The 25,283-nt window shown below is 42.4% G+C and carries 24 protein-coding genes; 16 read left to right on the top strand and 8 right to left on the bottom strand.

The window, feature by feature from the left end:
• The first annotated feature begins 131 nt into the window (after positions 1-131).
• Positions 132-2,894 carry a TonB-dependent receptor gene (locus V7L20_RS24825; protein ID WP_334746619.1) on the top strand — a complete coding sequence of 921 codons (2,763 nt, stop codon included), beginning with the start codon at positions 132-134 and terminating at the stop codon, positions 2,892-2,894.
• Between the two features lie 225 nt (positions 2,895-3,119).
• On the opposite strand, the gene V7L20_RS24820 is transcribed toward V7L20_RS24825, so the two are convergent.
• Positions 3,120-4,001, bottom strand: coding sequence for a shikimate dehydrogenase (locus tag V7L20_RS24820; RefSeq protein WP_334746618.1), 882 nt, complete (start codon positions 3,999-4,001; stop codon positions 3,120-3,122).
• A gap of 155 nt (positions 4,002-4,156) precedes the next feature.
• Here V7L20_RS24820 and V7L20_RS24815 point away from each other — a divergent pair, with 155 nt between their 5' ends.
• Positions 4,157-5,095 carry an alpha/beta fold hydrolase gene (locus V7L20_RS24815; protein ID WP_334746617.1) on the top strand — a complete coding sequence of 313 codons (939 nt, stop codon included), beginning with the start codon at positions 4,157-4,159 and terminating at the stop codon, positions 5,093-5,095.
• A gap of 95 nt (positions 5,096-5,190) precedes the next feature.
• On the opposite strand, the gene V7L20_RS24810 is transcribed toward V7L20_RS24815, so the two are convergent.
• From V7L20_RS24810 to V7L20_RS24800, 3 genes are all read right to left on the bottom strand, one after another.
• Positions 5,191-5,841, bottom strand: coding sequence for a sigma-70 family RNA polymerase sigma factor (locus V7L20_RS24810; protein ID WP_334746616.1), 651 nt, complete (start codon positions 5,839-5,841; stop codon positions 5,191-5,193).
• Positions 5,842-6,102: 261 nt separating this feature from the next.
• The gene (locus V7L20_RS24805; protein WP_334746615.1) at positions 6,103-7,503 is read right to left on the bottom strand and encodes a DUF2330 domain-containing protein; all 1,401 of its coding nucleotides are present in this window, start codon (positions 7,501-7,503) and stop codon (positions 6,103-6,105) included.
• A 3-nt stretch (positions 7,504-7,506) separates the two neighbouring features.
• Positions 7,507-8,484 carry an RnfABCDGE type electron transport complex subunit D gene (locus V7L20_RS24800; protein WP_334746614.1) on the bottom strand — a complete coding sequence of 326 codons (978 nt, stop codon included), beginning with the start codon at positions 8,482-8,484 and terminating at the stop codon, positions 7,507-7,509.
• Between the two features lie 327 nt (positions 8,485-8,811).
• Between V7L20_RS24800 and V7L20_RS24795 the strand changes: the two genes are divergently transcribed.
• The 3 genes from V7L20_RS24795 (at position 8,812) to V7L20_RS24785 (ending at position 11,229) form a co-directional block, all read left to right on the top strand.
• The gene (locus tag V7L20_RS24795; protein WP_334746613.1) at positions 8,812-9,492 is read left to right on the top strand and encodes a polysaccharide deacetylase family protein; all 681 of its coding nucleotides are present in this window, start codon (positions 8,812-8,814) and stop codon (positions 9,490-9,492) included.
• A gap of 64 nt (positions 9,493-9,556) precedes the next feature.
• Positions 9,557-10,468, top strand: a complete 912-nt coding sequence (locus V7L20_RS24790; RefSeq protein ID WP_334746612.1) for a HipA-like protein — start codon at positions 9,557-9,559, stop codon at positions 10,466-10,468.
• Entirely contained in the window at positions 10,465-11,229 is a 765-nt protein-coding gene (locus V7L20_RS24785) for an HIRAN domain-containing protein (RefSeq protein ID WP_334746611.1), read from the top strand. Before V7L20_RS24790 ends, V7L20_RS24785 begins: the two co-directional genes overlap by 4 nt.
• On the opposite strand, the gene V7L20_RS24780 is transcribed toward V7L20_RS24785, so the two are convergent.
• Entirely contained in the window at positions 11,226-12,203 is a 978-nt protein-coding gene (locus tag V7L20_RS24780) for a carbohydrate kinase family protein (protein ID WP_334746610.1), read from the bottom strand. The genes V7L20_RS24785 and V7L20_RS24780 overlap by 4 nt on opposite strands.
• 362 nt (positions 12,204-12,565) lie before the next feature.
• On the opposite strand from V7L20_RS24780, the gene V7L20_RS24775 reads away from it, so the two are divergent.
• The 8 genes from V7L20_RS24775 (at position 12,566) to V7L20_RS24740 (ending at position 18,985) form a co-directional block, all read left to right on the top strand.
• Complete coding sequence (locus V7L20_RS24775; protein ID WP_069073632.1) at positions 12,566-12,829, top strand: helix-turn-helix domain-containing protein; 264 nt, start codon at positions 12,566-12,568, stop codon at positions 12,827-12,829.
• A 322-nt stretch (positions 12,830-13,151) separates the two neighbouring features.
• On the top strand, positions 13,152-13,463 hold the full coding sequence (locus V7L20_RS24770; protein WP_334746609.1) for a hypothetical protein: 312 nt from the start codon (positions 13,152-13,154) through the stop codon (positions 13,461-13,463).
• A 43-nt stretch (positions 13,464-13,506) separates the two neighbouring features.
• Positions 13,507-14,208 (top strand): DUF6391 domain-containing protein, encoded by a 702-nt coding sequence (locus V7L20_RS24765; RefSeq protein WP_334746608.1) that lies wholly within the window; start codon positions 13,507-13,509, stop codon positions 14,206-14,208.
• A 33-nt stretch (positions 14,209-14,241) separates the two neighbouring features.
• Positions 14,242-14,478 carry a hypothetical protein gene (locus tag V7L20_RS24760; protein ID WP_334746607.1) on the top strand — a complete coding sequence of 79 codons (237 nt, stop codon included), beginning with the start codon at positions 14,242-14,244 and terminating at the stop codon, positions 14,476-14,478.
• A gap of 230 nt (positions 14,479-14,708) precedes the next feature.
• Entirely contained in the window at positions 14,709-15,704 is a 996-nt protein-coding gene (locus V7L20_RS24755; RefSeq protein WP_334746606.1) for a glycosyltransferase, read from the top strand.
• Between the two features lie 52 nt (positions 15,705-15,756).
• Positions 15,757-16,818: a dTDP-glucose 4,6-dehydratase gene (gene rfbB / locus V7L20_RS24750; protein WP_334746605.1), complete on the top strand. Its 1,062-nt coding sequence runs from the start codon at positions 15,757-15,759 to the stop codon at positions 16,816-16,818.
• A 154-nt stretch (positions 16,819-16,972) separates the two neighbouring features.
• Entirely contained in the window at positions 16,973-18,166 is a 1,194-nt protein-coding gene (locus tag V7L20_RS24745) for a serine/threonine protein kinase (RefSeq protein WP_334746604.1), read from the top strand.
• A 192-nt stretch (positions 18,167-18,358) separates the two neighbouring features.
• Positions 18,359-18,985 carry a type I restriction endonuclease gene (locus tag V7L20_RS24740; RefSeq protein WP_334746603.1) on the top strand — a complete coding sequence of 209 codons (627 nt, stop codon included), beginning with the start codon at positions 18,359-18,361 and terminating at the stop codon, positions 18,983-18,985.
• Between the two features lie 34 nt (positions 18,986-19,019).
• On the opposite strand, the gene V7L20_RS24735 is transcribed toward V7L20_RS24740, so the two are convergent.
• Positions 19,020-19,238, bottom strand: coding sequence for a hypothetical protein (locus V7L20_RS24735; protein WP_334746602.1), 219 nt, complete (start codon positions 19,236-19,238; stop codon positions 19,020-19,022).
• An 86-nt stretch (positions 19,239-19,324) separates the two neighbouring features.
• Between V7L20_RS24735 and V7L20_RS24730 the strand changes: the two genes are divergently transcribed.
• Positions 19,325-19,561, top strand: coding sequence for a hypothetical protein (locus V7L20_RS24730; protein WP_334746601.1), 237 nt, complete (start codon positions 19,325-19,327; stop codon positions 19,559-19,561).
• Positions 19,562-19,818: 257 nt separating this feature from the next.
• On the opposite strand, the gene msrA is transcribed toward V7L20_RS24730, so the two are convergent.
• Positions 19,819-20,487, bottom strand: coding sequence for a peptide-methionine (S)-S-oxide reductase MsrA (gene msrA, locus V7L20_RS24725; RefSeq protein WP_334746600.1), 669 nt, complete (start codon positions 20,485-20,487; stop codon positions 19,819-19,821).
• A gap of 404 nt (positions 20,488-20,891) precedes the next feature.
• Here msrA and V7L20_RS24720 point away from each other — a divergent pair, with 404 nt between their 5' ends.
• On the top strand, positions 20,892-21,329 hold the full coding sequence (locus V7L20_RS24720; protein WP_334746599.1) for a YidH family protein: 438 nt from the start codon (positions 20,892-20,894) through the stop codon (positions 21,327-21,329).
• A 167-nt stretch (positions 21,330-21,496) separates the two neighbouring features.
• Here V7L20_RS24720 and V7L20_RS24715 read toward each other — a convergent pair whose 3' ends face one another.
• Positions 21,497-23,695 (bottom strand): recombinase family protein, encoded by a 2,199-nt coding sequence (locus V7L20_RS24715; protein WP_334746598.1) that lies wholly within the window; start codon positions 23,693-23,695, stop codon positions 21,497-21,499.
• Between the two features lie 78 nt (positions 23,696-23,773).
• On the opposite strand from V7L20_RS24715, the gene V7L20_RS24710 reads away from it, so the two are divergent.
• Positions 23,774-25,129, top strand: coding sequence for a proton extrusion protein PcxA (locus V7L20_RS24710; protein ID WP_334746597.1), 1,356 nt, complete (start codon positions 23,774-23,776; stop codon positions 25,127-25,129).
• Positions 25,130-25,283 lie beyond the last annotated feature (154 nt).

The following is a 25,283-nucleotide window of genomic DNA, read 5'->3' as shown; positions in this document are numbered from 1 at the left end:
AAATTCCGTTTCAACCACAAACAAATTCCGTTTCAACCACATTGCGATCGCCCAGGCATTCCTATTTTCTAGTAAGCTAACTGAGAAAGATTTTAGTTAAAGTTTTGTGAAATAGTGTGTATGGAGTTGTTATGAAGTGTTGGCATTTGTCTGCTGGTGCTTATCTCTGGCTAGCAATGTGTTTATGCGGATGCAGTAGTGCTTTTGCCATTGAACCAATACAAAATCAAGAAAATTTAGCTGTTAATCTAGCTCAAAGGGTACCCCATCCAATCGATGCCTACGGCGGGCTGCGCCTACGCGAATCTCTTCAAAAAGGAGTGAATCAGAACAAAGTTCCCCTTAAAAAAGCGGGATCAGGTGAGCAAACCCAAAGCAGGATTCGACAGCTCAGTGAAATAGAACTGACTCACACCAGCGCCAGAATGCTTGTACAGTCGCCAGTGCAACGAACTCTACCTGTGCCAGAAATTGTGCAAGTCACAGCAGTTAAAGCTAATCCCACTAATAAGGGTGTGGAGGTAATTTTACAAACTAAAAGTGGGCAACAGTTACAACTGGTTAATCGTAGTGCTGAGAATAATTTTATTGTTGATATTCCCAATGCTCAATTACGTCTACCAAGTGGGGATGCATTCACATTTAGCTCCCAAAAACCAATAGCGGGAATTACTGGAATAACAGTAATAAATATTGATGCCAATACGATTCGGGTGACAGTCACAGGGGAAGTGAGTTTACCAATTGTCGAGTTATATGACAGTGCCAATGAGGGTATAATCTTCTCTGTTGCTAGTATTTCACCCTCCACGTCAGCTCAAAAGCAACCGCAAACACAGCAGCCCCAAAACCAAACGCAACCAACACAACCATCGGCATCAGGTGATGAGCCAATTGAGTTAGTGGTGACGGGTGAGCAAGATGGGTATCGCGCGACAGATGCTTCAACTGCCACCAAAACTGATACTCCCCTGCGCGACATTCCCCAATCGATTCAAGTAGTGCCCCGGCAAGTGCTAGAAGACCAGCAGACGAGAACTCTCACAGAAGTGCTAAGAAATGTGCCCGGTGTAGCCCAGGGAGGAGGCTCAACCCGTGGAACCTATGAGGGACCTTTGATCCGAGGCTTTTTTGGTGGCTTTGATATCAAAAGAAACGGGTTAAGAGACGCAAGTAATCTGTATCAGAGTTTTGATCTGGCTGGTATCGAGCGAGTTGAAGTCCTCAAAGGACCTGCCTCTGTTCTCTACGGTCAGGGTTCATTAGGAGGCGTGATTAATTATATCACCAAACAACCCTTGAGCGAACCTTACCACGCACTAGAAGTCTCTGTTGGCAGCTTCAATTTCTATCGTGGTGCCATAGACCTGACAGGTCCGCTCAATCTCAGCAAAACGGTGTTGTATCGTCTCAACCTCGCGGCTCAAACGACTGAAAGTTTCGTTGATTTTTACGATCAACAGAGATACTTTGTAGCACCTGTTGTTTCCTGGCAACTAGGCGATCGCACCAAAATTACTTTTTCTAGCGAGTATCAGGTGCGACCCCAAAAGAATGGTGCTTCGGGTATTCCTGCTGAAGGAAGTGTCCTACCCAATCCGAATGGCAAAATTCCGCGCAATCGTAACACAAACGAGCCAAATAGTACGAGCGATACAAGTCTGCTTCGCGTTGGCTACGATCTCGAACATCGCTTTAGCTCTAACTGGCAGCTCCGTAGCGCCTTTGAATATTCGTCGTTTCAAAGGTATAAAAATTATCTCTTGAACAGCACCTTAGCTGAGGATGAGCGTACCTTAAATAGAATATTCACCACAGGTGTGAATGATGAAAGAAATTATGGTATTGACACGTATGTGGTGGGTAAGTTTGCTACAGGCAGCATTAGGCATCAACTTGTGACAGGTTTTAATTTCACCAAGCATACTGATGATACAAGGAGTAATTTCACCAATTTCAGCGAAGGTGCTACACTTGACCTGTTTAACCCGGTATACGGTAGGCAGCTAGGTCCCATTACCAGTAGGGGTAACTATTTTGCCTTCACAGATACACTGGGTCTTTATGTTCAAGATCAGGTCACATTAGCTTCTAATCTGAAGTTGCAATTGGGTTTGGAGTTTGATACCTTCAACCAGACCTCAGGGGATCGAGTTAGCAATACCAAAGACAATGACTATAGCGATGGTTTTAGTCCGCGTGTCGGGATTGTCTATCAGCCAATTGAGGCAATTTCGCTGTATGCTAACTATAGTCGTTCCTTTAGCCCAAATACTGGAAGAGCTTTTGACGGGAGTGCATTTCAACCCCAACGCGGCACCTCCTATGAAGTGGGCATCAAAGGAGATATTAGCAATCGACTGTCCGCGACCCTTGCCTTCTACAACCTGACACTCTCCAATGTCCCGACCACTGATCCAGTCAATCCTGAGTTTTCCATCCTAACCGGAGAACAACGTAGTAAGGGGGTTGAATTTAGCGTTGGTGGTGAAATTTTACCAGGGTGGAACATCATTGCAGGCTACGCTTACACGGATGCAGAAGTTACCAAAGACAATACCTATGCGGTTGGCAACTTGCTGGATAATGTTCCCAAACACAGCTTTAACTTATGGACTTCGTACGAAATTCAAAGCGGTGACTTCAAAGGCTTGGGCTTGAGCATGGGTTTATTCTATGTTGGAGAACGCCAAGGAGACTTAGATAATACCTTCACTTTGCCTAGTTATTTTTTGACCGAAGCGGCTATCTTCTATAAGCAAGACAGATTTAAGGCAGCGCTTAATTTCAAGAATTTGTTTGACGTTGACTATTTTGAATCTGCCGATAGCAGGGTAAATGTTTTTTATGGCGATCCGTTCACGGTGCAAGCAACTATTTCGTGGGAGTTTTAGAGAAGGCGAAGGAGTGGAATAAAGGGCGATTATCGGCTAAACAACTTGGCTTAATACAGTTTTAATTGGTGGACAATATCTGAAATTCAATCTGGAAGCTTGAAAGGATTAGGGTTTAGCTTGGGGCTAGAAGATCTTCGCGCTTCTAACCAACAGGGATAATAGAGACTCAGAAAGCAACTTTGAAAGCGTTGGGAATAATTGAGGAAAAAATTGTTTCTTTTATTAACCTAAACCCAAATGCTCTCTTAACGCTTGGCGCATCACTTCTACAGGTATTTCCTGCTGCAACCAAATTTTTAATGCTGCTACCCCTTGTTGAACTAGCATTTCTAATCCATCGATCGCAATTGCACCTTGTTTTTCTGCTTGTTCTAGAAATAGCGTCGGTTTCGGTATATATATTAAATCGTAGGCGATCGCACCCTTGGGTAAATTCGCTATTTCCTCTACACTCAAAGGCGACTCATCAACCTTGGGATACATACCTATGGGGGTTGTGTTTACCAGCAGATTAGCTTCGAGAATTAGCTTTGGTAATTCCTCCCATTGATGAACTTGTAAATTTTCACTTATAAATGAATTGTTCCAACTATTGCCAAATTCCTGTAATCTCTGCACATTACGCCCAACAACATGAATTTTCGCAAAACCTAGTTGCTGACAACCTGCGATAACAGCCCTAGCTGCGCCACCATTGCCCAAAATTACTGCTACCTTCTGACTCCAATCTTGCTTATACGTTGTCTGCAAAGGAGCGATAAATCCTTCTATGTCTGTGTTTGTCCCCACCCATTGATTATTTTGACGACTAACAGTATTCACTGCGCCTATAGTTTGGGCAATGGGGGTAATTTCTGAGAGGAGCGGCATAATTGCCTGTTTATGAGGTATTGTCACATTAAAACCGACAACATCAATAGCCGCGAAACCTGCGATCGCTACTTCTAAATTCTGTGGTGCTATAGGAAAAGGAAGATAAACATAATCTAATCCTAAATGAGCGATCACAGCATTATGCATCACTGGCGAGAGCGAATGCTCAACTGGATATCCAATTACCCCTAATAGCTTAGTTTTGCCTGTAATTAATCTTTCTTTAGTCATTAGTTATTAGTTATTAGTCACTTGTACTGAGAGACTTGTGCCGAGCGAAGCCGAGGTAAGCCGAAGTATTAGTGATTCCCCCACAGCCTCCCCTGCTCCCCCACTTCATTGATTAGCCTACAATTATTAAAAGCTACTTAACAATTCTTTGAATCATGCAGGCAATTACAGCCCCCTCTACAACCCCAATTCCTGGTAAATATTGGCAGTGGCGCGGGCACAACGTTTACTATGTGCGTGCGGGAGATAAGCAAGCGCAACGTCTGCCTTTGCTTTTAGTACATGGATTTGGTGCTTCCACAGACCACTGGCGCAAGAATATCACAGGATTGTGTCAAGATTTTGAAGTATTTGCGATCGACCTTTTGGGATTCGGGCGATCGGCAAAACCGAAATTGCAGTATAGCGCCGACTTGTGGCGCGACCAACTCCATGATTTTATCAGTGAAGTAATTGGTCAAAAAGCTGTATTAGCAGGTAATTCCCTTGGTGGCTATGCTTGCTTGTGTGTTGCAGCACAACATCCCGAGAGTGCGGCTGGTTTAGTTTTGCTCAATAGTGCAGGGCCTTTTAGCGAAAGTCAGCCTACATCTGAGCCTGAAGCTTTACAATCAGAAATTGAGGCGGACATACAACCCGCTACTTTGCAGAAACTTCTTGGTGACGGCACTAAGTGGATTTTTCAACAACCTTTAGCTCAGTTTTTGTTATTTCAATACGTGCGACAAGGTTGGGTAATTCGCCAAACTCTAGAAAAAGTTTATCTTGACAAGAGTGCCATTACAGACCAATTAGTAGAAGAAATTTCTCGCCCTGCTTACGATCCCGGTGCAATGGAAGTATTTGTGTCAGTCTTTAGTACTCCTCAAGGAGAGAAAGTAGATGTGTTACTAAAGCAATTAGCTTGTCCATTGTTGATGTTGTGGGGAGAAGCTGACCCTTGGATGAATGCTAGAGAACGTTCCCAGAAGTTTCGTCAATATTATCCTCAACTCAGAGAACATTTTTTAACAGCCGGTCATTGTCCCCATGATGAAATACCTGACAGAGTAAACCAACTTTTAGGCGATTGGGTTTTGTCTATTATTAAGTGACGACATCTTTCGTAAGGGTACAGCTATGCTGTGCCCTTATAGCATGGTCTATTTGCGATCGCAAAAGAATAACAAAAGCCTGAAACAACGTATTTTTATAACAATCCTTGCAATTCGGCGAATTTACGCAAACGTGTTAAACACTGGCGCTGATAAAAACTGCTCAATGTCGGAATTGACAACCCAAATTCTTCAGATAATTCTTTCCAGCTAACTTCTGGGGGTAGGCGTTTGAGAATTAATACCTGACAATTCACATCTGGACGCCCCTTAATGTAAGTACCACACAGTTCTCCTTCAGAATCTGTCTTAGCCCATATCTCCAAGTCTTCCAGAATGGGAGGTGCTTGGGGGGTAGCAGGGAGGTTATCTACAGGATCAATGGTTTCACTTGTTCCACCTGAAGTAGATTGACGAACCCAAAGAGGGACTGTTGTGGCTTGTTCCCGGTTCTGGTTAATATAAAAGTCTTGTAGTCTCCGTTTTAGGTAAGCATTTAGCCAGGTGATAACACTGCCATAGGTGGGGTCATAAGTTTGACCTGTCAAACCTTCACAAACATTGCGGCAAAAATACAACCAAGTTTGTTGTAGTGCGTCTTGATAGTAAGGGGTACTTTCTCTCCAGAGTCTACTTGCACTCAAGCGAATAATTTGCGTGAGCAGCTTCTGACGCTGAGGACTTCCAGATGGGTGTTCACAGGCTTCGCGAACTAAGCGGCGTAGGTGTTCATCAAATTGAACCATGAGAATCTTGGCGAAGAAAGCAAGAATATCTTAGTATTGCGTATAACAACACTCTAAAAAATTTTCGTCAAGATTTGTTCATTGGGTATGGGGCACTTGTACTGAGCGACTTGCCTTGAGCGTACCCCTATGGGGAAGCAAGCTACGCGTAGCGTCTCCAAGAGTTGCCGAAAGGAGTCGAAGTATTGGGCATTGGTCAATAATCAATAGTTCTTCTCCCCTGCTCCCCCTGCTCCCTCATCTCCCCATTCCCTACTCTCCTCAATCTAATCCAAACCAGGACTGGACATTTTCCAACCAGGAGTATGTGAGATTTCCGACACTCAGCTTCATTTTCTTGCGAATATCTTGGATATTTCCGTTGGTTAATCTAGCGAGAGTCTGTGCTTCTTCTTCAAAACGCTTGGGCAAAGACTGTTTGTATTTTTTCCCTGCCTCACACTTGAGTTCCCCTTCAAATGGATATTGCAAAACATAACGCCCTTGGAATAATTCACGGTTGGCAGTTTGTAGGAAAGTCAAGTCTTCAGGGAATGTGTCGCGGGTGTAGCGGACATGCAGACGGGAGATGAAGACGTTACTGTTAAAAGCGGGAGGAACAAACTTGCGGATTGGTGTAATTGGTATTGGTTTAACCTTAGTTTGCTTACTTAGAGAATTATCATTTAGCCAAAATACGCCTGCTTCCTTGAGTTCCTCTTGGGTAAGGGGATCGGCAGAACAAGGATCGCAACTACCCATATCCCAAGCGTATTCCAAAAAGCCGACTCTCTTGCCTTCTTTGGTGTAAGCAGTTTGGAACAAGGATTTGTAGAATTCACCAAATTCATCTTTGATAAACACGGGAAGATTGACGTTGGAGGGAATTTTCACCGTCCGATAGTTAGTGATTTGTGCCTCTCCTTGGGGCGAGAGGATATAGACAATTAAATCCTGTTCTGTCGTAGCATTGATCATGCCTAAACGAATTGGCAGCATGAACTTGGGTGATTGATAGGAAATTTGTAGCGGGCGCAAAAGCTGGTAACCAGATTCATCAAATTTCTCTAAGTTGACTTTGGCAACAAAGAATTTCATTGAGGAACGGATATAGGGCTGAAGTAACTGTTTCGCCCCTTGAGGGATTTTGTACCCATTTTGTGTCAGCCAAGTTTCTAGTCCGCCAGATTCTTTAGCGCTGAGGATCACGATGTCGTATTCGCCCACGTTGAAACGTGCTTCCACCGTCACACCCAAACTACGATCGCTTCTCTCAACTGCCGCACTATTAGCTACTGCTCCTGTTGCCAAAGATAGTCTATCAAAAAATCGTGGTAGTGGGGCACAAGGATCTGGGTCAAAATATTCCACCAATCGCGGCGCACTAAAAGCATCTAGGCGCTCGATAATTGTGGGTTCAGTCACACGAACTTGGTCTTTTTGCAGCACTGTTGGCACTGGTACTACGATCGCAAAATCTTTGACTTCGCCTTGGTAGTCGTTTGCCATTGTTAGGACGGTGCGATCGCCATTCCGTGCTATCACCACCTGAGAAGCTTTGTTATACAACTTCGTATCAGCTTTAGCTACATAAAATCCACAGAATGCCCAAGCTGCGGGTGCAAAGCAAAACACTGCGACAATTGTCAACAGTAATGGTGTTAAAAGTCGAAAAATCTTCATTTTTTATACCTCTATATTTTTAATTTTGAGATCGATGATGTCTGTAGAGACGTTGCATTGCAACGTCTCTACACTTGTTTTTCTCTCTTGCCAAGAAAATCGTGGAGCTAACCAGAGAATATCTAGCAAAATGCTCAATGGGGCAAGAATGAACAGTGCCCAGAAGACTGCGGTGGGAATAAAGAAATAATTCCGCAGGATAAAAGTTAATCCAGCGATGCAAACAGCCCAAATTACCCGCCCAATTCTCGAATCAGGAATTGATCGCGGATCTGTAATCATAAATAGAGCGAACAACAACAACGAACCGCTCATCAACCGATGCCAGTAAACATCCCAAGTCCAACCCAGCCAGAGATTGCGAATCGCTTCTAGCAAGGAATAGCTACCTAAAAAAGCGGCTGTGGTGTCCCAGCGACCAATGCGCTGCAAAATCATGCCGCCAGTCCCGGCAAATAACAGCGCATACCACCACTCTTCACCCCACTGTCCCGGCGAAACCCAGGCATCGGAGGTCAGAATTAAGGCAGAAATGATGCCAAAATTAGCAGGGTTGAAGAAATGCTTACCACCGAATTTGAAGAGAAATTTACTAGCGATCGCACTTGCTGCCGCTATTACCATTGTCGTCCAGTGATCGGCACGCAACAGTAAACTGAGTCCCAATGAGGTAATTAAAGCACTGCGAAGATTCGTAATTTGTCCTTTGTTATTAATCATTTGTCCTTTGTTGTTTGCCAATACTTCGGCAACTCTTGGAGACGCTACGCGTAGCTTGCTTCCCCGTAGGGGTACGCTCAGTACAAGTGACCAATGACTAATGACAAATGACAATACAGATTGGGTTAGTAGACAAGTAGCAATTAATACTCCAATAAACTCTGGTCGCAACGTCCAGTCTCGTGTAATGATTCCCACGACTAGGAACAAGCCCAGAAATGAAATTTGATAATCTCGTATATCTTTGAACAAAAATAACATTTTATTCAGTGTTTATTCGTAGATATATCATCAATTTAAATGAGTGCTAGGTCAAAAAGTGTTGCTCTTACAGATTTTTTACAAAATAGAGTATTGACATTCTTCAACCGACCTTTCCCGACTGATTTTAGGGTGGTGATTGACATACCACACACGATTGCTTTGATATTTGAACCGATAAGGAGCGCTTGTATCTGGAACTCTCTGTTTGTACAGTAGGTAAGTTCCAGATATAAGCGATTTAAGCTATGGTTCCCACGTTTAACAGTTATCAACATTAAGTAATCAGTGTATTTATGCAAGATTATGCAAAAAAGAAAAAACTTTATGCAGTTAGCTCCCTTGTTCCCAATTTTCTACCGCATTCTCCAGCCGAGTTTTCCCAATTGTCTTTGGGCTGGAAATCCCAATACGAAAGCGATCGCCCTCACATTCGATGATGGGCCGCATCCTCAATACACACCCGAAGTCTTAACAGTGTTAGAGCGTTACAAGATTACAGCGAGTTTTTTTTGGTTGGGTGTTTGCGTCAACCGTTCACCAGCTATTGCCAAAGCCGTTAGCGATCGCGGCCACTGGATCGGATTACATGGCTACGATCATCGCTCTTTTGCCATGCTTTCTCCAAATGACCTAAAGGACAGTTTAGAAAAAACCCAAGCTGCCATCTACAATGCCTGCAACCTCCAACCTGAACAAGTGCGAGATGTTCGCCCCCCCAATGGTTTATTTACACCTACGACTTTAAAATTGTTTTTTCAGTGGAATTACCGTCCAGTTATGTGGAGTGTTGTACCAGAAGACTGGGTGCGGCCAGGTGTAACCACCGTGGTAGAGCGAATTATGCAACAGGTCAAAAATGGTTCACTGATTGTCTTGCATGATGGTGCTTGTGGTGGACAAGATGTTGCTGCCACAATCCAAATTCTGATTCCACAACTGCTGCAACAAGGCTATGAGTTTGTGACTGTTGATACTCTGTGGGAGCAAGTTAAGGCTAACGATTGACTGTTATACATTTAATAATAGGTGAAGTTAATAATTTGCTCTAAATCAGGCTTTCCCATAAATTATGCCAGAGCAGTTTCCTATCATTGAGGTTCCCCTAGATGCTCCGGAGGCTGATGAAGATTTGGGAACAAAAGAAAAGTTTTGGTTTCGTCATCAGGATCTAGGTCGTTGCCTATTCAAGAAAGCTAGACCAAACACAGGAGAAGATTGGGCAGAGAAGATTGCAGCCCAATTGAGCGAATTGCTTGGGCTACCCCATGCTGATTATGAACTAGCGGTATACAATGGCGACAATGGCATTGTTTCACCTTCATTTTTGCCGCCTCAACCAGGTGCAATTCTCAGCCTTGGTAATGAAATTCTGGCTAGGATAGTATCCAATTATCCACAAGATTCTAAAGACCTATCCCAACACACAATAGATAATGTATTCAATGTTATCAAAGATGCTTCACTAAATTTGCCCATCAACTGGACACCACCAAAGGGAATTAGTCATGCGACAGAAACTTTTGTTGGATATTTACTTTTGGATGCTTGGATCGGGAATAGCGATCGACACCATGAAAATTGGGCATTCATCAGTTTACAAGAGAAGATTTATCTAGCACGAACTTATGACCACGCCTCCTGTCTCGGTAGGAACGAGTCTGATTCTAAAAGGAAAAGCAGGTTAACTACAAAAGACGCTAACTTCTCTGTCCAAGCTTATGTAGAAAGATGCAATTGTGCGTTGTATGCTAGAGTTGATGATAAAAGAACCCTCAAGACTTTTAATGCATTTTGTGAAGCGCAACAACGGTATCCAGATGCAGCCAGGGTATGGTTAAATAATCTAGCAAGGGTGTCAAGCAATGATACGTTAGAGCTTTTTGAGTGTATTCCATCTAATCGCATATCGCAAACAGCAATTGAATTTGCACAAAAAATATTGGAGTTAAATCAAAGTAAGCTGCTGGACACCCTACTATGAAAACACTTTTTTTAGCTTGGCAAGATCCTAAAAGTCGCGCTTGGCTTCCCATTGGTCGCTTAACATTTGACGGTAAAAAATATCAGTTTGTATATACGCAAGGTGCTGTTAAAGCTCAAACTGAACATAATTTTCAGCTATTGTATTCCTTCCCAGACTTGAACAAAGAATACGTATCAGTTGAACTATTTCCCTTGTTTTCTAATCGATTAATGCGACGCTCTCGCCCTGACTATAAAGATTATATTGAATCGCTAAATATTCCGCAAGGACAAGACGATCCAGTTAGTATTCTTTCTCGGAGCGGTGGACGTAAGGTAACAGATTCTTTTGAAGTTTTCCCCTGTCCAGAACCAGATGAAAATAGTTTATACCGCATCCATTTTTTTGCACATGGACTGCGACACCTTCCTGCTTGTGCAACTGAACGGATTAATCAATTACAAACAGGTGAACTATTATATTTAGCTAATGAATTTCAAAATCCCCATGACCCGCGTGCATTACTTTTATGCACTAAGGATCATTACATCGTAGGTTATTGTCCTCGGTATATTGTGAATGATGTTTTTGAACTCAACAACAAAAATTCAGAACTTCTAGAAGTAACAGTTGAGCGCATGAACCCATTGCCCACACCACTCCAACTACGTTTATTGTGCAATATGACCGCAGAATGGCATGAGGATTTTCGTCCATTTTCTAGTCGGGAGTATCAGCCTTTGGTGACTGATATCCCAATGGCTTATGCTAGTTCCTAAAGTTGATTGGAGGCGAGAAAAGCTTGGATTTCAGCATCTGTTGGTTGAGAAGCGATCGCACCTGGTTTAATGGTAGTCAGTGCCCCAACAGCACTGGCATAAGTGACGATGCGTTTTGCGGTTTCAGCATCCCGCAAGCTGTGGATGCCATGCTGGCTCAACTGGTGGATAAATCCTGCTAAAAAGCTATCCCCTGCGCCAGTTGTATCAACTACGGGGATGGAAAACGCAGCTAATTTGCCTTCGTTCTCACCCAGACAGTAGCTGCAACCGTTTTCTCCATCTGTTACTAGCACCCCTTCAATTGAAGCTAGACGGTAAGTAATGGCTCCGGGATCTGCCGTTTCAAATAGCCATTCAGCTTCTTCTTTGGAGAGCTTGAGAAAATCAACTCGCTTAAATAATTCTGGAATTTTTTGATGAGCAATTTTTGGCTCGTCCCAAAATACAGGACGCCAGTTCACATCCAGCACAATCTTCAAATCGTAACGTTCTGCTAAATCTAGGGCGTGGTGAATTGCCTTTTCACTTTCAGGATAGGCTAATTCCAAAGTACCCAAAATCAGAAAATCTGCTTCTTCAAACAGCGAATTTGGCAATTGTTTAGCTTGCAAGCGAGTATCGGCAAACTCTGCGGTATCATACTTACCAAATCCGGCGAAGGTGCGATCGCCTGCTAAATCCCGTGTAACATAAACTTGCCGCGTTGGTGCTGTAGGATGGCGTTGTACCCCTGTTGTCTCTACACCTATATTTTGTAATAGCTTGACCAATGCATTCCCTGGTTCATCTTCACCAACGGCTCCGATAAATCCTGCTGGCGTCCCCAGCTTGACTAAAGCACAGGCTACGTTAGCTGGTGCCCCTCCTGGATAGGGAGTCCAGGATTTTACTTCTTCCAGCTTTAGCCCCAATTGATCGGCTAAACAATCAAACAAAACTTCACCGAGGCACAGAACACGGGGATTGCTCATTTTGTTTTAGATTTTAGATTTCGATTTTGGATTAGTAATTTACAGTATAAAATCTACAACAATTTTTGCTAATCTGTCGCCAGCCCTTCATAGAATTAAATAGCATTTTTTATTACTACATAACATCTATATGCTTCTGAATATCACCTAATCAATCTCAAAGTTTATACCAATATATTATAAATTAATTAGTATAAAAAAATACTTAAAATTAAATAGTTTATATTTTTGCCAATTTTAAATTCTAAGAAAATATTGACAATCCGATTACTGCTAACACTTGAAACCCCTCCCAACAGAAGAATCTTCTAGAATTAGAAAGAGTGATTAAGTACATATACCAAGGGAGGATAGAAATAGTCATGGCTGGTGGCAAGTCTGAGACCCCCGTTAGTCTGTCAGACAGAGAACTGCAAATTATCGACTTAGTAGCCGCTGGCTTAACTAACCAAGAAATTGCAGGAAAACTGGAGATTAGCAAGCGTACAGTTGATAACCATATCAGTAATATTCTTACCAAGACCGAGACAGAAAATCGAGTAGCTCTTGTCCGCTGGGCTTTACAGTGGGGCAAAGTCTGTTTGAATGATGTCAATTGCTGTACTCTGCCTAACCAGATCGAATAAACGATTTATTAGTAGCAACGTAATTGCTCTGATCTGGTAGAATTGCAAGCCAATTTTGAGGTTTACTGATTATTTCCCTCTTCACGCCTAAGTTTTCAGTGTGAACACTCTACCAAAAGTTCCGAGTCCTTCACTCAGCCGGAGTTTATGTTAGTAGAGCCAGCTGACCCTCGGACTCGGAAACTATAAAAGATCAGAATTTCTTATTAAACAGAACAGATGTATGAATGGGTAATGGAGACACAACGACTGCGCTCAGTGCATCGCTGGGGACTGGGAACTATTTAAGAAGCACAGGAGAATAACCAATACCTAATGCCCAATGCCCAATACTTCTCTACGAGAGGCTGCGCCAACGGCTTACCTCGGCTTTGCCCAACTCTACCAGAGGCTGCGCCCTAAGCGTAGGTATGCCGCAGGCTTTACGACTACGCCCCTCGGCTTTGCCCTTCTCTTCTTAGGCTGCGCCCTAAGCGTAGCTATGCCGCAGGCTTTACGACTACCAAGAGGACAAGCTCGGGCTAAACTCAGGACAAGCTCGGCACAAGTTGCTCAGTACAAGTGCTCAATGCCCAAACTCAAAAATCATCCACAAAAATTAGCAACAATTCAGTGGTGCAAGCGTTACATTTGAAAGAAATCTATGTTGCCCCATCAGCTTTGGGAGCAGTGTTCCAATGAATACTTCCGCTTCTTTTGAGGGTAGCTCCTCTCCCTTTAAATTTTTGAACTTTGATTTTACGACACCTGTATCTGAGAAAATTCCGAGTCTTGAAGACCGATTTTCAAACTTTGTACAACCCACACAAGATGCCGACTTACTCAGACAGCTATCGTTTATTCCAGGGTTAAAAGAAATTCTGATGATACGGCAGGTTCACGCCTTAGAACACGCTACTGTTTGGGTTCTTAGCGAATCAAAAAGTGCCTATCCTGCCAAAGGAGAACCTAGTAACGTTCAACTAGATAACGAACTATTAGGCGGTTTGTCTACTGAGCAAGGATTCTACCTCTATGGTGAAGTGAATATTAGTGATTTGCGGCGTGCGGTCATACTTGCTCGACATCGCCTCACCAGTGGAGAATGGGATTTGGCTGTACATCCTCGTTGCGGCACAAATTTATCAGTAGCAATGCTCTTAACAGCTGGACTAGCTGTCGGTGTGCATCTGTTACTACCATTTCGACCAATCGAGCAACTTATTGGTTTGGGGTTGGCAGCGACGACAGCCGCCGAACTCGCACCTGATTTAGGTTCTATAGCACAGCGTTACCTAACAACTGCCATTCCTTTTAACCTAACAATTGAAAATATTACCTGTACACGCGATGTTTGGGGGCGTGAGGCACATTTTGTTAAAGTGGGCTGGAAAGAATGAAGACAGCAAGAGGGGATGAGGGAGGCAACAAAAATGGAATCAAAACTACGCAACTTCAAAGAAACTGCTAAAGAAACAACTCTAATGTTTGCAGAGGGCGCTGGCGCTGGACTAATCATCTTTGCCCTGTTCGGCGGCTTATGGCACGTCACTCCCTTTTGGTGGGTGATGGCAGCAACTACAATGTTCTGCGGTTTATTAGCCGTAGTGTTCCGTCAAAACTTCCAGAAGATGTTAGATTCTTTGATGGATAATGCTCCCTGGATGTAGGAAGACAAGGTTAAACATTTCCTTACTCAAAAATCCTGTAGGGAGAATTGCGATCGCGGCATTGTTTGCGTTTGTCCTCCATCTGGGAATTCAGGCATGGGTGGGTCAGCTTTTCAGGTTAAAAGTTAGAGCATCATCAACTCACCCTCGTAAATTGGCGTTCGGTAGCGTGTCCTTCAGGACAAGGTATTGCCATAGTCTTCCCCATCCCCCACTCCCCTAAAGAAATTATGAGAAAACTTTACTTCTTGCTCCCCGGTACAGATGGCAAATTTGCCTGTGGTGGTCTTTGGGCTGAGTTAAAAGCACTTAATCTAGCTCAGAATTTCTGTAGTGCTGATATTGTAACTTACCGTCAACGAGAAAAAGATAAGCTTTTTATTGATGATTTGTTAAAAGAGAAAAATTTAAGTGATGTAATTTTTGTTATCAGTTGGGGATTTGATATAGCTCAACTCGTGGCTAAACTTAAGCAATACAATGTTGTTTACCATGCACATAGTGCAGGTTATCCATTTAGACTACCTGCAAGTATTCCAATCATGACTGTTAGCCGCTATACAATGGGATATTGGGGACAAAAATCACCTAATTCTCTAATTTATTATTTGCCCAATCAAATTTCTGATGAGTTTCAAAATTTAGGACTAGAACGGGATATTGATGTTTTAGTTCAGGCTCGGAAGTCTTCTGCGTATTTAATAAAAGAATTGATTCCAGCGTTAAAAATACGTTGTAAAGTATTGGTTGTTGATTCATATATAGAGGATTTACCTGGACTATTCAACCGAGCTAAGGTTTATTTATATGATTCGGCTGAGTACTGGGCGCAACAGCGTGTTAGCGAAGGATTTGGTTTACAACCAATGGAAGCTCTTGCTTGTGGTTGTCGAGTATTTTCTAGTGTCAACGGTGGACTCGCTGATTACTTAGACCCTGGATTTAATTGCTATAAAATTGCTGGATATTCTCAAGAATATGATGTGCAACGCATTTTGAAAGTGATTGAATATTCAGAAAAATTTAGCTTATCTGAAGAATTTTTAGTTGAGCATCGGACTGAAAATATTATTAAGCGTTTCCAAGTTATTTTGGATGAGTTAAATGAGTTTTTTGACCATAAAATTCATCAGCCATCTAATATTAAGGATTTGACGGAAATACGGATGGCAAAATTACTCGCACAGAGGATATATGGAAAGCTGAGGAAGAAATATTTTAAGTAATAGAAAAGAGCCACAGAGGCGCACAGATCACAGAGAGAAGAGAGGAAATTGAATGAGTCGGCGGTTATTAGTTACTGGAGGTGCGGGGTTTATTGGGGCGAATTTTGTTCATCACTGGTGTCAGGTTTATCCAGATGACCGGGTGGTAGTAGTGGATGCTCTTACCTACGCGGGAAATCGTCTGAATTTGGCACTGGTTGAGGGTAGAGATAATTTTCGGTTTGTGCAGGGGGATATTTGCGATCGCACCATTATAGACAATGTATTATCAACAGAAAATATAGATACCATTGCCCATTTTGCTGCTGAATCTCATGTTGATCGTTCGATTCTGGGACCGGCTGCTTTTGTACAAACTAATGTGGTTGGAACTTTCACCCTACTAGAAGCTTTTCGGAAACATTGGGAGGCTAAAGCACAGCCATCTGATTATCGTTTTATACACGTTTCTACTGATGAAGTCTACGGTAGTTTAGGCCCAGATGATGCAGCTTTTTGTGAAACTACACCTTACGCTCCCAATAGTCCCTATTCAGCCTCGAAAGCCGGTAGCGATCACTTAGTGCGTGCTTATTACCATACTTACAACCTCCCGACAATTATCACAAATTGCTCTAATAATTACGGCCCTTATCAGTTTCCTGAAAAGCTAATTCCTTTGATGTGCATCAACACTTTAATAGGTAAATCATTACCTGTTTATGGTGATGGTAAAAATGTGCGCGATTGGCTTTATGTGGGCGATCATTGTCGTGCTTTAGATGTGGTAACCAATCATGGTCAACCAGGGGAAACATACAATATTGGTGGCAACAATGAGGTGGAAAATCTCAACTTGGTGCAACTTTTGTGTCAGATGATGGATGAATTAGCACCTGATTTACCAGTGCATCCGGCAAAGCATTTGATTACTTTTGTCAAGGATAGACCTGGACATGATCAAAGATATGCAATTAATGCAAACAAGATTAAAACTCAGCTTGGTTGGACACCTTCAGTAACGATTGCTGAGGGTTTACGTTTAACTGTTGAATGGTATCTTAACCATCGTCATTGGTGGAAACCTCTGCTGTCTGCGGAATATCAAGCTTACTATCGCAAAAATTATCTGTAGAATGACCTAAAATTGGGCTAATTTTATCGCCATGACTTCAAAAAGCACAACAGCTTACTAAGACAGTCAGGGATTGTTCCTACAGTTTCTCTAGATAATGACTATCCTTGAATATAAGGGAATCAGATCAACGTAAATTGCCAGCAGGTGTAAGATGCTGCAACCAGAACAGATATTACAAGACCGTTATCAAATCCAACGCCAACTTGGTAACAATGGAATTCGTCAAACTTGGCTAGCGAAGGATTTACAAGCCTCTGATAGCGAAAATTCGACCGTTGTAGTCAAACTTTTGGCCTTTGGCGGTACTGTCCAGTGGGATGACTTGAAACTTTTTGAGAGGGAAGCACAAATTCTTAAACAGCTAAGTCATCCCCGCATCCCTCGATATATAGATTATTTTTGCATCGACGATCGCACACTCTGGTTTGGCTTAATCCAAGAATATATTCCTGGTGAGTCGCTTAAGGAAAAACTTGCTATTGGCGAAAGGTTTAGTGAAAAACAAGCTAGAAAAATTGCTGTTGAGGTTTTAAATATTCTCACCTATCTACATGAGTTGAATCCAGGAGTATTGCATAGAGATATTAAACCGAGTAATTTAATCTGGGGCGAAGATAATCGTGTTTATTTAGTTGATTTTGGCGCAGTTCAGGACAAAGCGGCAAGAGAGGGCGTTACTTTTACTGTTGTCGGTACTTATGGTTATGCCCCAATGGAACAATTTGGTGGTCGAGCAGTTGCGGCTTCAGACCTCTATGCACTGGGAGCGACTTTGATTCATTTGTTAACAGGAACTTCCCCCTCTGATTTACCCCAGCAGGATTTGCGGTTGCAATTTACCGACCGAGTTAACCTCAGTCCCAGTTTTGTCAGTTGGCTACAAAAGTTGATAGAACCTGCTCCAGAACAACGATTTACTAATGCCCGCGAAGCCCTGAATGTTCTTAAATCTCGTTTGGCTATCAAATCTGCAAACAAGAATCAGCTTTTACCGCTAAAAGAAATAATCAACAATTCTGGATGTGGGATAAATAATCACAATGAAACAGTCCCAGAGGAAATTCTCGGTTGGAACTGGGGCGCATTTCTCATGCCTTGGTTGTGGATGTGGCCGAATCAAGTGTGGTGTGGAGTGTTCTGTTTTATACCAAAACTTTCGTTGTTTCTGGCGATCGCATTCGGTGCAAAAGGCAATGAATGGGCTTGGAAAAGTAGACGGTGGAACAGTATTGAACAATTCAAAGCGCATCAAAGAGGCTGGGCGATCGCTGGTATTCTAATTGGAGGGCCGATTAGTATTATGATGTGGGTTCGAGCGATCGCTATACTCAGATCGGTACTGTAATACCAATTCTGTATGAAGATGCGCTTATTATGGGGCAAGAAATAAAAAACGAACCGCCAAGAGCGCCAAGTACGCCAAGAAATAAGAAATTAAGAGATTTAGCGCAGCTTCACAAAGAAACGGTATAAGGCAGTCTTTTAGGTAAATATCAAGGGAGGGTTTTTTAGGCAGATAAGTATAGGGGTTCAACAAATGGTTCAAATTCTTCAAGGAAAAGATATCACCCTAGCCCAACTGATTGATGAATTTGGCCTACAACTTGCAGATGACGAAGATTTTTTTTCAGAATGGCGGCATGATTTACCTGAGTTGAGTGACTTAGAAAAGGAATCTCTCAACGAAGTCAAGGCAGAATATTTGCATCTATCGAAATATCCTGTTTTGGAACCTCTAGTCAAAATGGTGGTGCTATCTCCACTATTGCGTCTAGCAGGTTTTTATCAACCGCCTTTCTACATTGCCTCAGAACAAGAGGTAAAAATCTCTTCTGAAGACGAAGGCACGATTATCAGAGGACGTATTGACATTTTGGTGTTCCATCCTCCATTTTGGGTTCTCGTTATTGAAGCGAAACGAGCAGAATATTCTTTGGAGGTAGCAATTCCTCAAGCATTAGCTTATATGTTGGCTAATGCTAGTAATGATAAACCTACCTATGGTTTTGTAATCAATGGTCGGGAATTTCAATTTATTAAATTGACGAAACATAGTACACCGAAATATGCATTATCTTACACACTGTCACTGAATCGTGGGGATGACTTACATACTGTTGTCAAAGTTTTAAAATGCGTAGCTCATTTAATTCGTAATTCGTAATACTTTCGGTATTTTACGCGATCGCTAACATACTCTACGAAACTGAAACCGTCATTTTCAGGTAGGGGCAATTCATGTAGACGCAAAGCGGTGAAGCAGCGTGGTCTTCTCCCAAGGGGAGACGCCAAAGGCGATAGCGCAGCGTAAAGCCTTCTCTTCGAGAGGCTTCGCCAACGGCATAGCTTCGCTTAGAGCGAGTCATCTCCCCTTGGGAGACGCTAAGAGCGAACGAGCGTCTGGGGGTTTCCCCCATGAGCGACTGCTGAACCCGTTCGCGTAGCGTCTCCGATAGGAGAAGGGTGCGTGACGCTGGCGTGACAAAGCGAAATTGTTGCAATCATGGCGTACGCATTTGTTGATTTGGCGAACCCATTTGTTGATTTGGCGAACTCATTTGTTGATTTGGCGAACTCATTTGTTGATTTGGCGAACTCATTTGTTGATTTGGCGAACCCATTTGTTGATTTGGTGAACTCATTTGTTGATTTGGCGAACCCATTTGTTGATTTGGCGAACCCATTTGTTGATTTGGCGAACCCATTTGTTGATTTGGCGTATCCAGAACGCACGATATAGCAATCCTATTTGATTTGTGAAAATCGTAAGGCTCAGATCCCCGACTTTTCTTACCCCACCCTAACCCTCCCCAATACATCGGGGAGAGAACGAGAATCTCTTGTTTCCCCCCGATGCATCGGGAGGATTAAGGGAAATAATTCGACTTGTGTGTACACCGTAGCCGACGGGAGAGAGGGACAGACTTGAACTAAAGTTCAAGACAGGGAGAGGTTCGTCGAACTCACATTAAGTTGACTACCTCACCAACTCCATTTCTAACTACTAACTTGCGATTCAACTACACCCACGGGACAAGATACATTTGTCCCTCCTAAACCACAATACCCATTGGGATTTTTAGCCAGGTATTGCTGATGATAAGCTTCAGCGTAGTAAAATTCCGGTGCATCCAAGATTTCTGTGGTAATCTTGCCATAACCTGCATCATTGAGGGCTTGCTGATAAGCTTCCCGCGATGCTTCTGCTAGCTGCTTTTGACTTTCGGAATATACATAAATTCCTGAACGGTATTGAGTGCCAGCATCATTACCTTGGCGCATCCCTTGGGTGGGATTGTGGCTTTCCCAAAAGACTTTGAGTAGTTCAGAATAGCTAATCAGTTTGGGATCAAACACAACCAACACCACTTCATTGTGACCGGTTCGCCCACTACATACCTCTTCATAAGTAGGGTTGGGTGTGAACCCAGCAGCGTAACCTACTGCGGTGGTGTAAACTCCTTTAAGTTGCCAGAATTTGCGTTCTGCACCCCAAAAACAGCCCAAGCCAAAAATTGCCTTCTCTAATCCATCGGGATAAGGAGGTTTTAAGGGATTCTTGTTGACATAATGAGTTGCGGGTACTGACATAGATTGTGCCCTTCCTGGCAAAGCTTCCTCAGGTGTGGGCATAACTGCCTTTTTGCCAAATCCGAATAGTGCCATTGATTTTGACTCTGATATATATCTTTACCTTATCTACTATTGTAAAGATTCTAGCTAGCGATCGCTTGGGGTTCTCTCGACATTCTGAGTGCAGCCATTCTCAGTCAACTGTTGGTTGCTGGCTTCTTCGTAAGTCCTGACTGATTATGCTACAAAAATATTTACCAAAGCTAACAGCGACCTAGTTGTTCTTGTCCATTTACGACTAAATCACTGTGACATAAGTAAACTCTTTCAGATACACCAAATAAAGATTTTAATAAGCGCTTGAGATTTTCTCAGAGTCCTTACTGGACTGGGTTGACTTTTACATATATGTTTTGATGTTTGTTCTGGCGTTAGTCCATGCTATTTATCAATGTGATGAATACTTTTCAAGAGGAACTTGGCGTCAGAAGCCACTCATGGATAAAATACCAAAAATTGACCGTCAAAGGGAGCATCAAGCAAACGAACGTACCTTTCTTGCTTGGCTACGCACTTCTATTGCATTGATTAGCTTTGGTTTTGCTATTGCGCGATTTGGTATATTTCTGCGCCAGTTGAATAGTGCTATTACTCAACAAGAACCTCCGGTAAATCCATTATCCAATTCGGAAAATTTGGGTTTGGCTTTGGTACTTTTTGGAATTTTGACTGTTGCCTTAGCTGCGTGGCGATACAACGAAGTTTTCTGGCAAATTGAACGAGCAGATTATAAACCAAATAGGTTAATGGTTCGGATAATGACCGGAGTAGTAGTTATTTTGGGACTTTTCAGTATTCCTTTGCTCTTAAGGCGCGATCAAGTACCTCCTCGTTCTCCTATTCCAACTAAACCACAGTCCCGAAATTTGTATTAAATCTAACTATTATAGCAAAACTAAATCAATGGAAAAATTGTAATTTTGGAGGCGAGATCAACTTATTTATAAATATCCTCCAATCAAACTGTATAGTAGTCCAAGCAGTAAAATTAAAGTCACAAAAATTAGAAATCAACAAAAATTTTTTCCCACTTAGAAGACATTCAATTAACAGTAGCCTCAGAAATAACCGTTACACAAGCATTCACTAAGGGTAACAATGGGCCTAGTTGCTCTTGTCCATTCACGGCTAAATCGCTGTGACACAAATAAACTCTTTCGGATACACGAGATAGTAAATCTGCCAAAATCCTTCGCAATCGTTGTTCTTCTGCCAATTTTTCGTCTTCTGCTGTCCAAGGTTCGCCTAACCTGTCTCGCAGGAAAAACGGCGCACCGAACAAAGTTGCTGCACCACCTTTGGCCCATAAAGGTGAACCAGCATCCAGCCAAAAATGCCAACGGTGCGATCGCCTACTAGATCGATATTGAAATATAGTTGCTAAGGTGACAGCCTTTCTGGCTCCACCGATGGGACGCACAGGGTAGGGGTTGGCGGTAATTGTACCACGTCGCAGTAGTTGAATGAATTCGATAATAGTTGTGTAAGGCGTTGTGTTAACTGGGGCAATTTGTCGTAATCTGGTGTCAATTTCCCAGTAGTGTTGGGCGGTTTCTAATAATTCCCGCAGTGCTGCTAGTTGTTCGTAAGGGAGATTGCTACCATTCCATAAAAAACGCACAATTGCCCTGTCTAAGAGGGAAATGGGACTGGGAATTAACCGCAGTTCTTGTTGCGATCGCTGTTGTTCTAACCACTGTAATATCTCACTATATGCTGTAGTCGCTGCATAGCCGATTCTATCCCAGCGCTCAAAGGCTGACACTGCTAGCAAGTTGGGGCGATCAGGATGGGGTACAAAGCAGTAATCTGCAATCAAACCAGCGCGAACCGGGTCAATATCGGTAGAGACGCGATTAATTGCGTCTTTATGATTAATCGCATCTGTACTAGAATTTTCTGGTGGTTGTTGCTTCCTACTCAAGACAACTAGCATTTCTGCCACGGCATCCCGATCTACCAGGCGTCCCAAGCCGGGATAAACTAGTGCCAACATGGTAAGTAATGCGCGAATAACGGGTGAACTAATTAAGGGACGTTGGTCATTGAGCGATTCTACTGGGATGTTTTGCTTAACGAGGATTTCTACTAGAGTATAACGAGCGATCGCATCTAAACCTGGTGCAATAATCGCCACTTCTTCTGGTTGTACTTGCTGTGATTGAATGGCATCAGCAATTACTTCTGCTGTTTGCCGCAATAGTTGGGCGCGGGAAGTGGTTTGAATTGAATGCACCGTTTTTGGTAAGCTCAACAGTACCATTGGTTCTGTGAGTAATTCCACCATCTGTTTAGCTTGCTCACCAAGGGACTCTGGAGGCGGCCCAGTCAAGATTTCTACCCGACAACGTTCTGCTAACCCTTCTAGGTAGGTGGGGTCTGCTCCCAATCCTAATCGTACTGCACCATCAGGATTGTAGCTAAACGCCCCGACTGCACCTTGATCTAATAACAACTCAAACAAAAGACGGGCTACGCTTGGATAATCATCTACATCATCCGCCAGTACCGCCTGATAGCGTTTAGTTAGGTGCTGCTGGTAATTGCGATCGCTTAATAAATATTGACTATACAGTTCGGTAATAATGCCATAAGTTAGTAACCCCCTCTCTAAACACCAGTTACGCCAATCTAGGAGCAAAGAGGCGAGAAATTCCGGCTCTAATGTTGTAGGATTTTCCCCCAGACCCTTTGTCAAAATCTGGGCAATATCTTCGCAAGGTATACCACTGTAAGCTGCTAATTGCAATAAATCTAGAATGCGACGCACCAAGCGAGATTCATTCACTCCCGCAACACGTAAAATTTCTTCGTCTAATTGGGGACGCCAGAGTTTAGTTGCTAACTCTTGCTCCGTTTCTGGGCGCAATCTTACCGGAAACAGTGCCTTCAGGCTCAAAGAGTTAATTAGCAATGGCCAAAATAAAATAACTTCATCCTGGAAAAAACCTAGCGGTGTCTTGGCACGCACCGGATATTTTCCTAATGTAGATGTAACAATTATATCTCCCAATTCTCGCCGATTATCATCATTGGCAGCTAAGACTAAAACTCCTGGCTCTGTTTGTTTAAGATATAAAAATTCGGGTATATGAACGCCTTTTTTACGTCCTGGTTTTTTAGTATAAAATGATTCAACATACTGCTTCTGAGGTTGTACCCAACTACAAAATTGCTCTACCAAGCGAGCTGTCTTACCACTGCGGCTAGTGCCAACAATCCAAACCGAATGAGAAACCACAAACTTTCTCCTTGTAGATTTGCTAGTATACCTCGTGCGTTAACTTAAGGTTAATAGTCACCAAATAATGCTGGATGATTGTCTCCAATGAAAAACTCTGTTTTTGTCCAAAAAATCTATTCTTTCTTACTTGATACTTACCGATGGTACTTACAAACTCCTGAACGTTCTTTAAATCAAGCTTACGATGCAGCATTAAAGATTAAGGAAATAGAAGATAAGCATTTCAATGGTAATAAAATAGACATTGACTCAGCCATGTACAGTAACAGCGTGATGGATTATTTTGAGTCAGACCTAAAAAAGCTATTAAAAACTGTGAGGATGCGGCTTACAGAGTTGAAAGCAAGCCGTTGGTTTTTAAATGAAGAAAATCAAAAAGCTGCCAATAAAGCAGGTATAGAGTTTCTTAGTCCTTCTTTGGTTTTGGAAAAGCTTAACTTTATCGATCAAGTTATATCTAAATACAAAACAATTTACGATCAAACAAGTTCCAAAGCTTTAGTAGTTCAACCTCAAAATCTAGCAGTTGACTCTGTGATATCTGACGACAAATCAATGCTCGTCAATAATCCAACATTACCACCCAAAATACCAACTCAAGACTGGGAGACAAATGCAAGACCAAAGGGTAAAGTCGATACCACAGGCGTTTTACCCCGCTCTATTTTAAGTACTATCACTCGTCTGCAAGTTGAATTAGATCCTAACTCAGAACAAGAGGTAATTCAAAGTTTTCGTCAAGCTCAAAGAAGAACAATAATATCTATTAGGTTTATTATACTATTAATTATCGTACCACTTCTGACGCATCAAATAGCAAAAGCTTTCATAGTAGGGCCAGTTATTGAGAAGTTTAGAGGCACTGAGCAAATGCAAGTATTTCTAAATTCCGAAATGGAAGAGGAAGCCTTTGAAGAATTACAAAGATTTGAAGAAAAACTCCATTTTGAAAATTTCATTAAGAATGCCCCGCCACTGTTGCCTGAACAGATAGAAGTTGAAATGAAAAAGAGGGCGGTTGAGCTTGCTGAAGAATTTCGTCACGAAAGCTCTAATGCTATCAAAAATGTTTTTGCAGATATTTTCTCAGTGGGTGCTTTTATCTGGCTTTTAGTCGTCAGTAAGTCTTCTATTGCTGTGATTAAAGATTTCTTTGATCGGATTGTCTATGGACTTAGTGATAGTGCCAAGGCATTTATCATCATTTTGTTTACCGATATATTTGTAGGTTTCCACTCTCCTCATGGCTGGGAAGTACTTTTAGAAGGTGTATCGCGTCATTGGGGATTACCAGCAAATCGAGATTTTATCTTCTTATTTATTGCTACTTTTCCAGTGATTTTAGATACCATATTTAAATATTGGATATTCCGATATTTGAACCGGATATCGCCTTCAGCAGTTGCAACTTACCGGAATATGAATGAATAGGAGATTGGGGACTTGTACTGAGCGTACCCCTACAAGGAAGCAAGCTACGCGTAGCGTCTCCAAGAGTTGCCGAAGTATTGGCGATTGAGAAGTAAATTATTTTTGGTTTTTGATTTTTGAATTTCAGGGAAGTGGGATTATATCAAAAATTTGG

This window comes from Nostoc sp. (assembly GCF_036916735.1).
Taxonomy (GTDB): domain Bacteria; phylum Cyanobacteriota; class Cyanobacteriia; order Cyanobacteriales; family Nostocaceae; genus Nostoc.
This window is presented reverse-complemented; position numbering and strand designations above follow the sequence as displayed.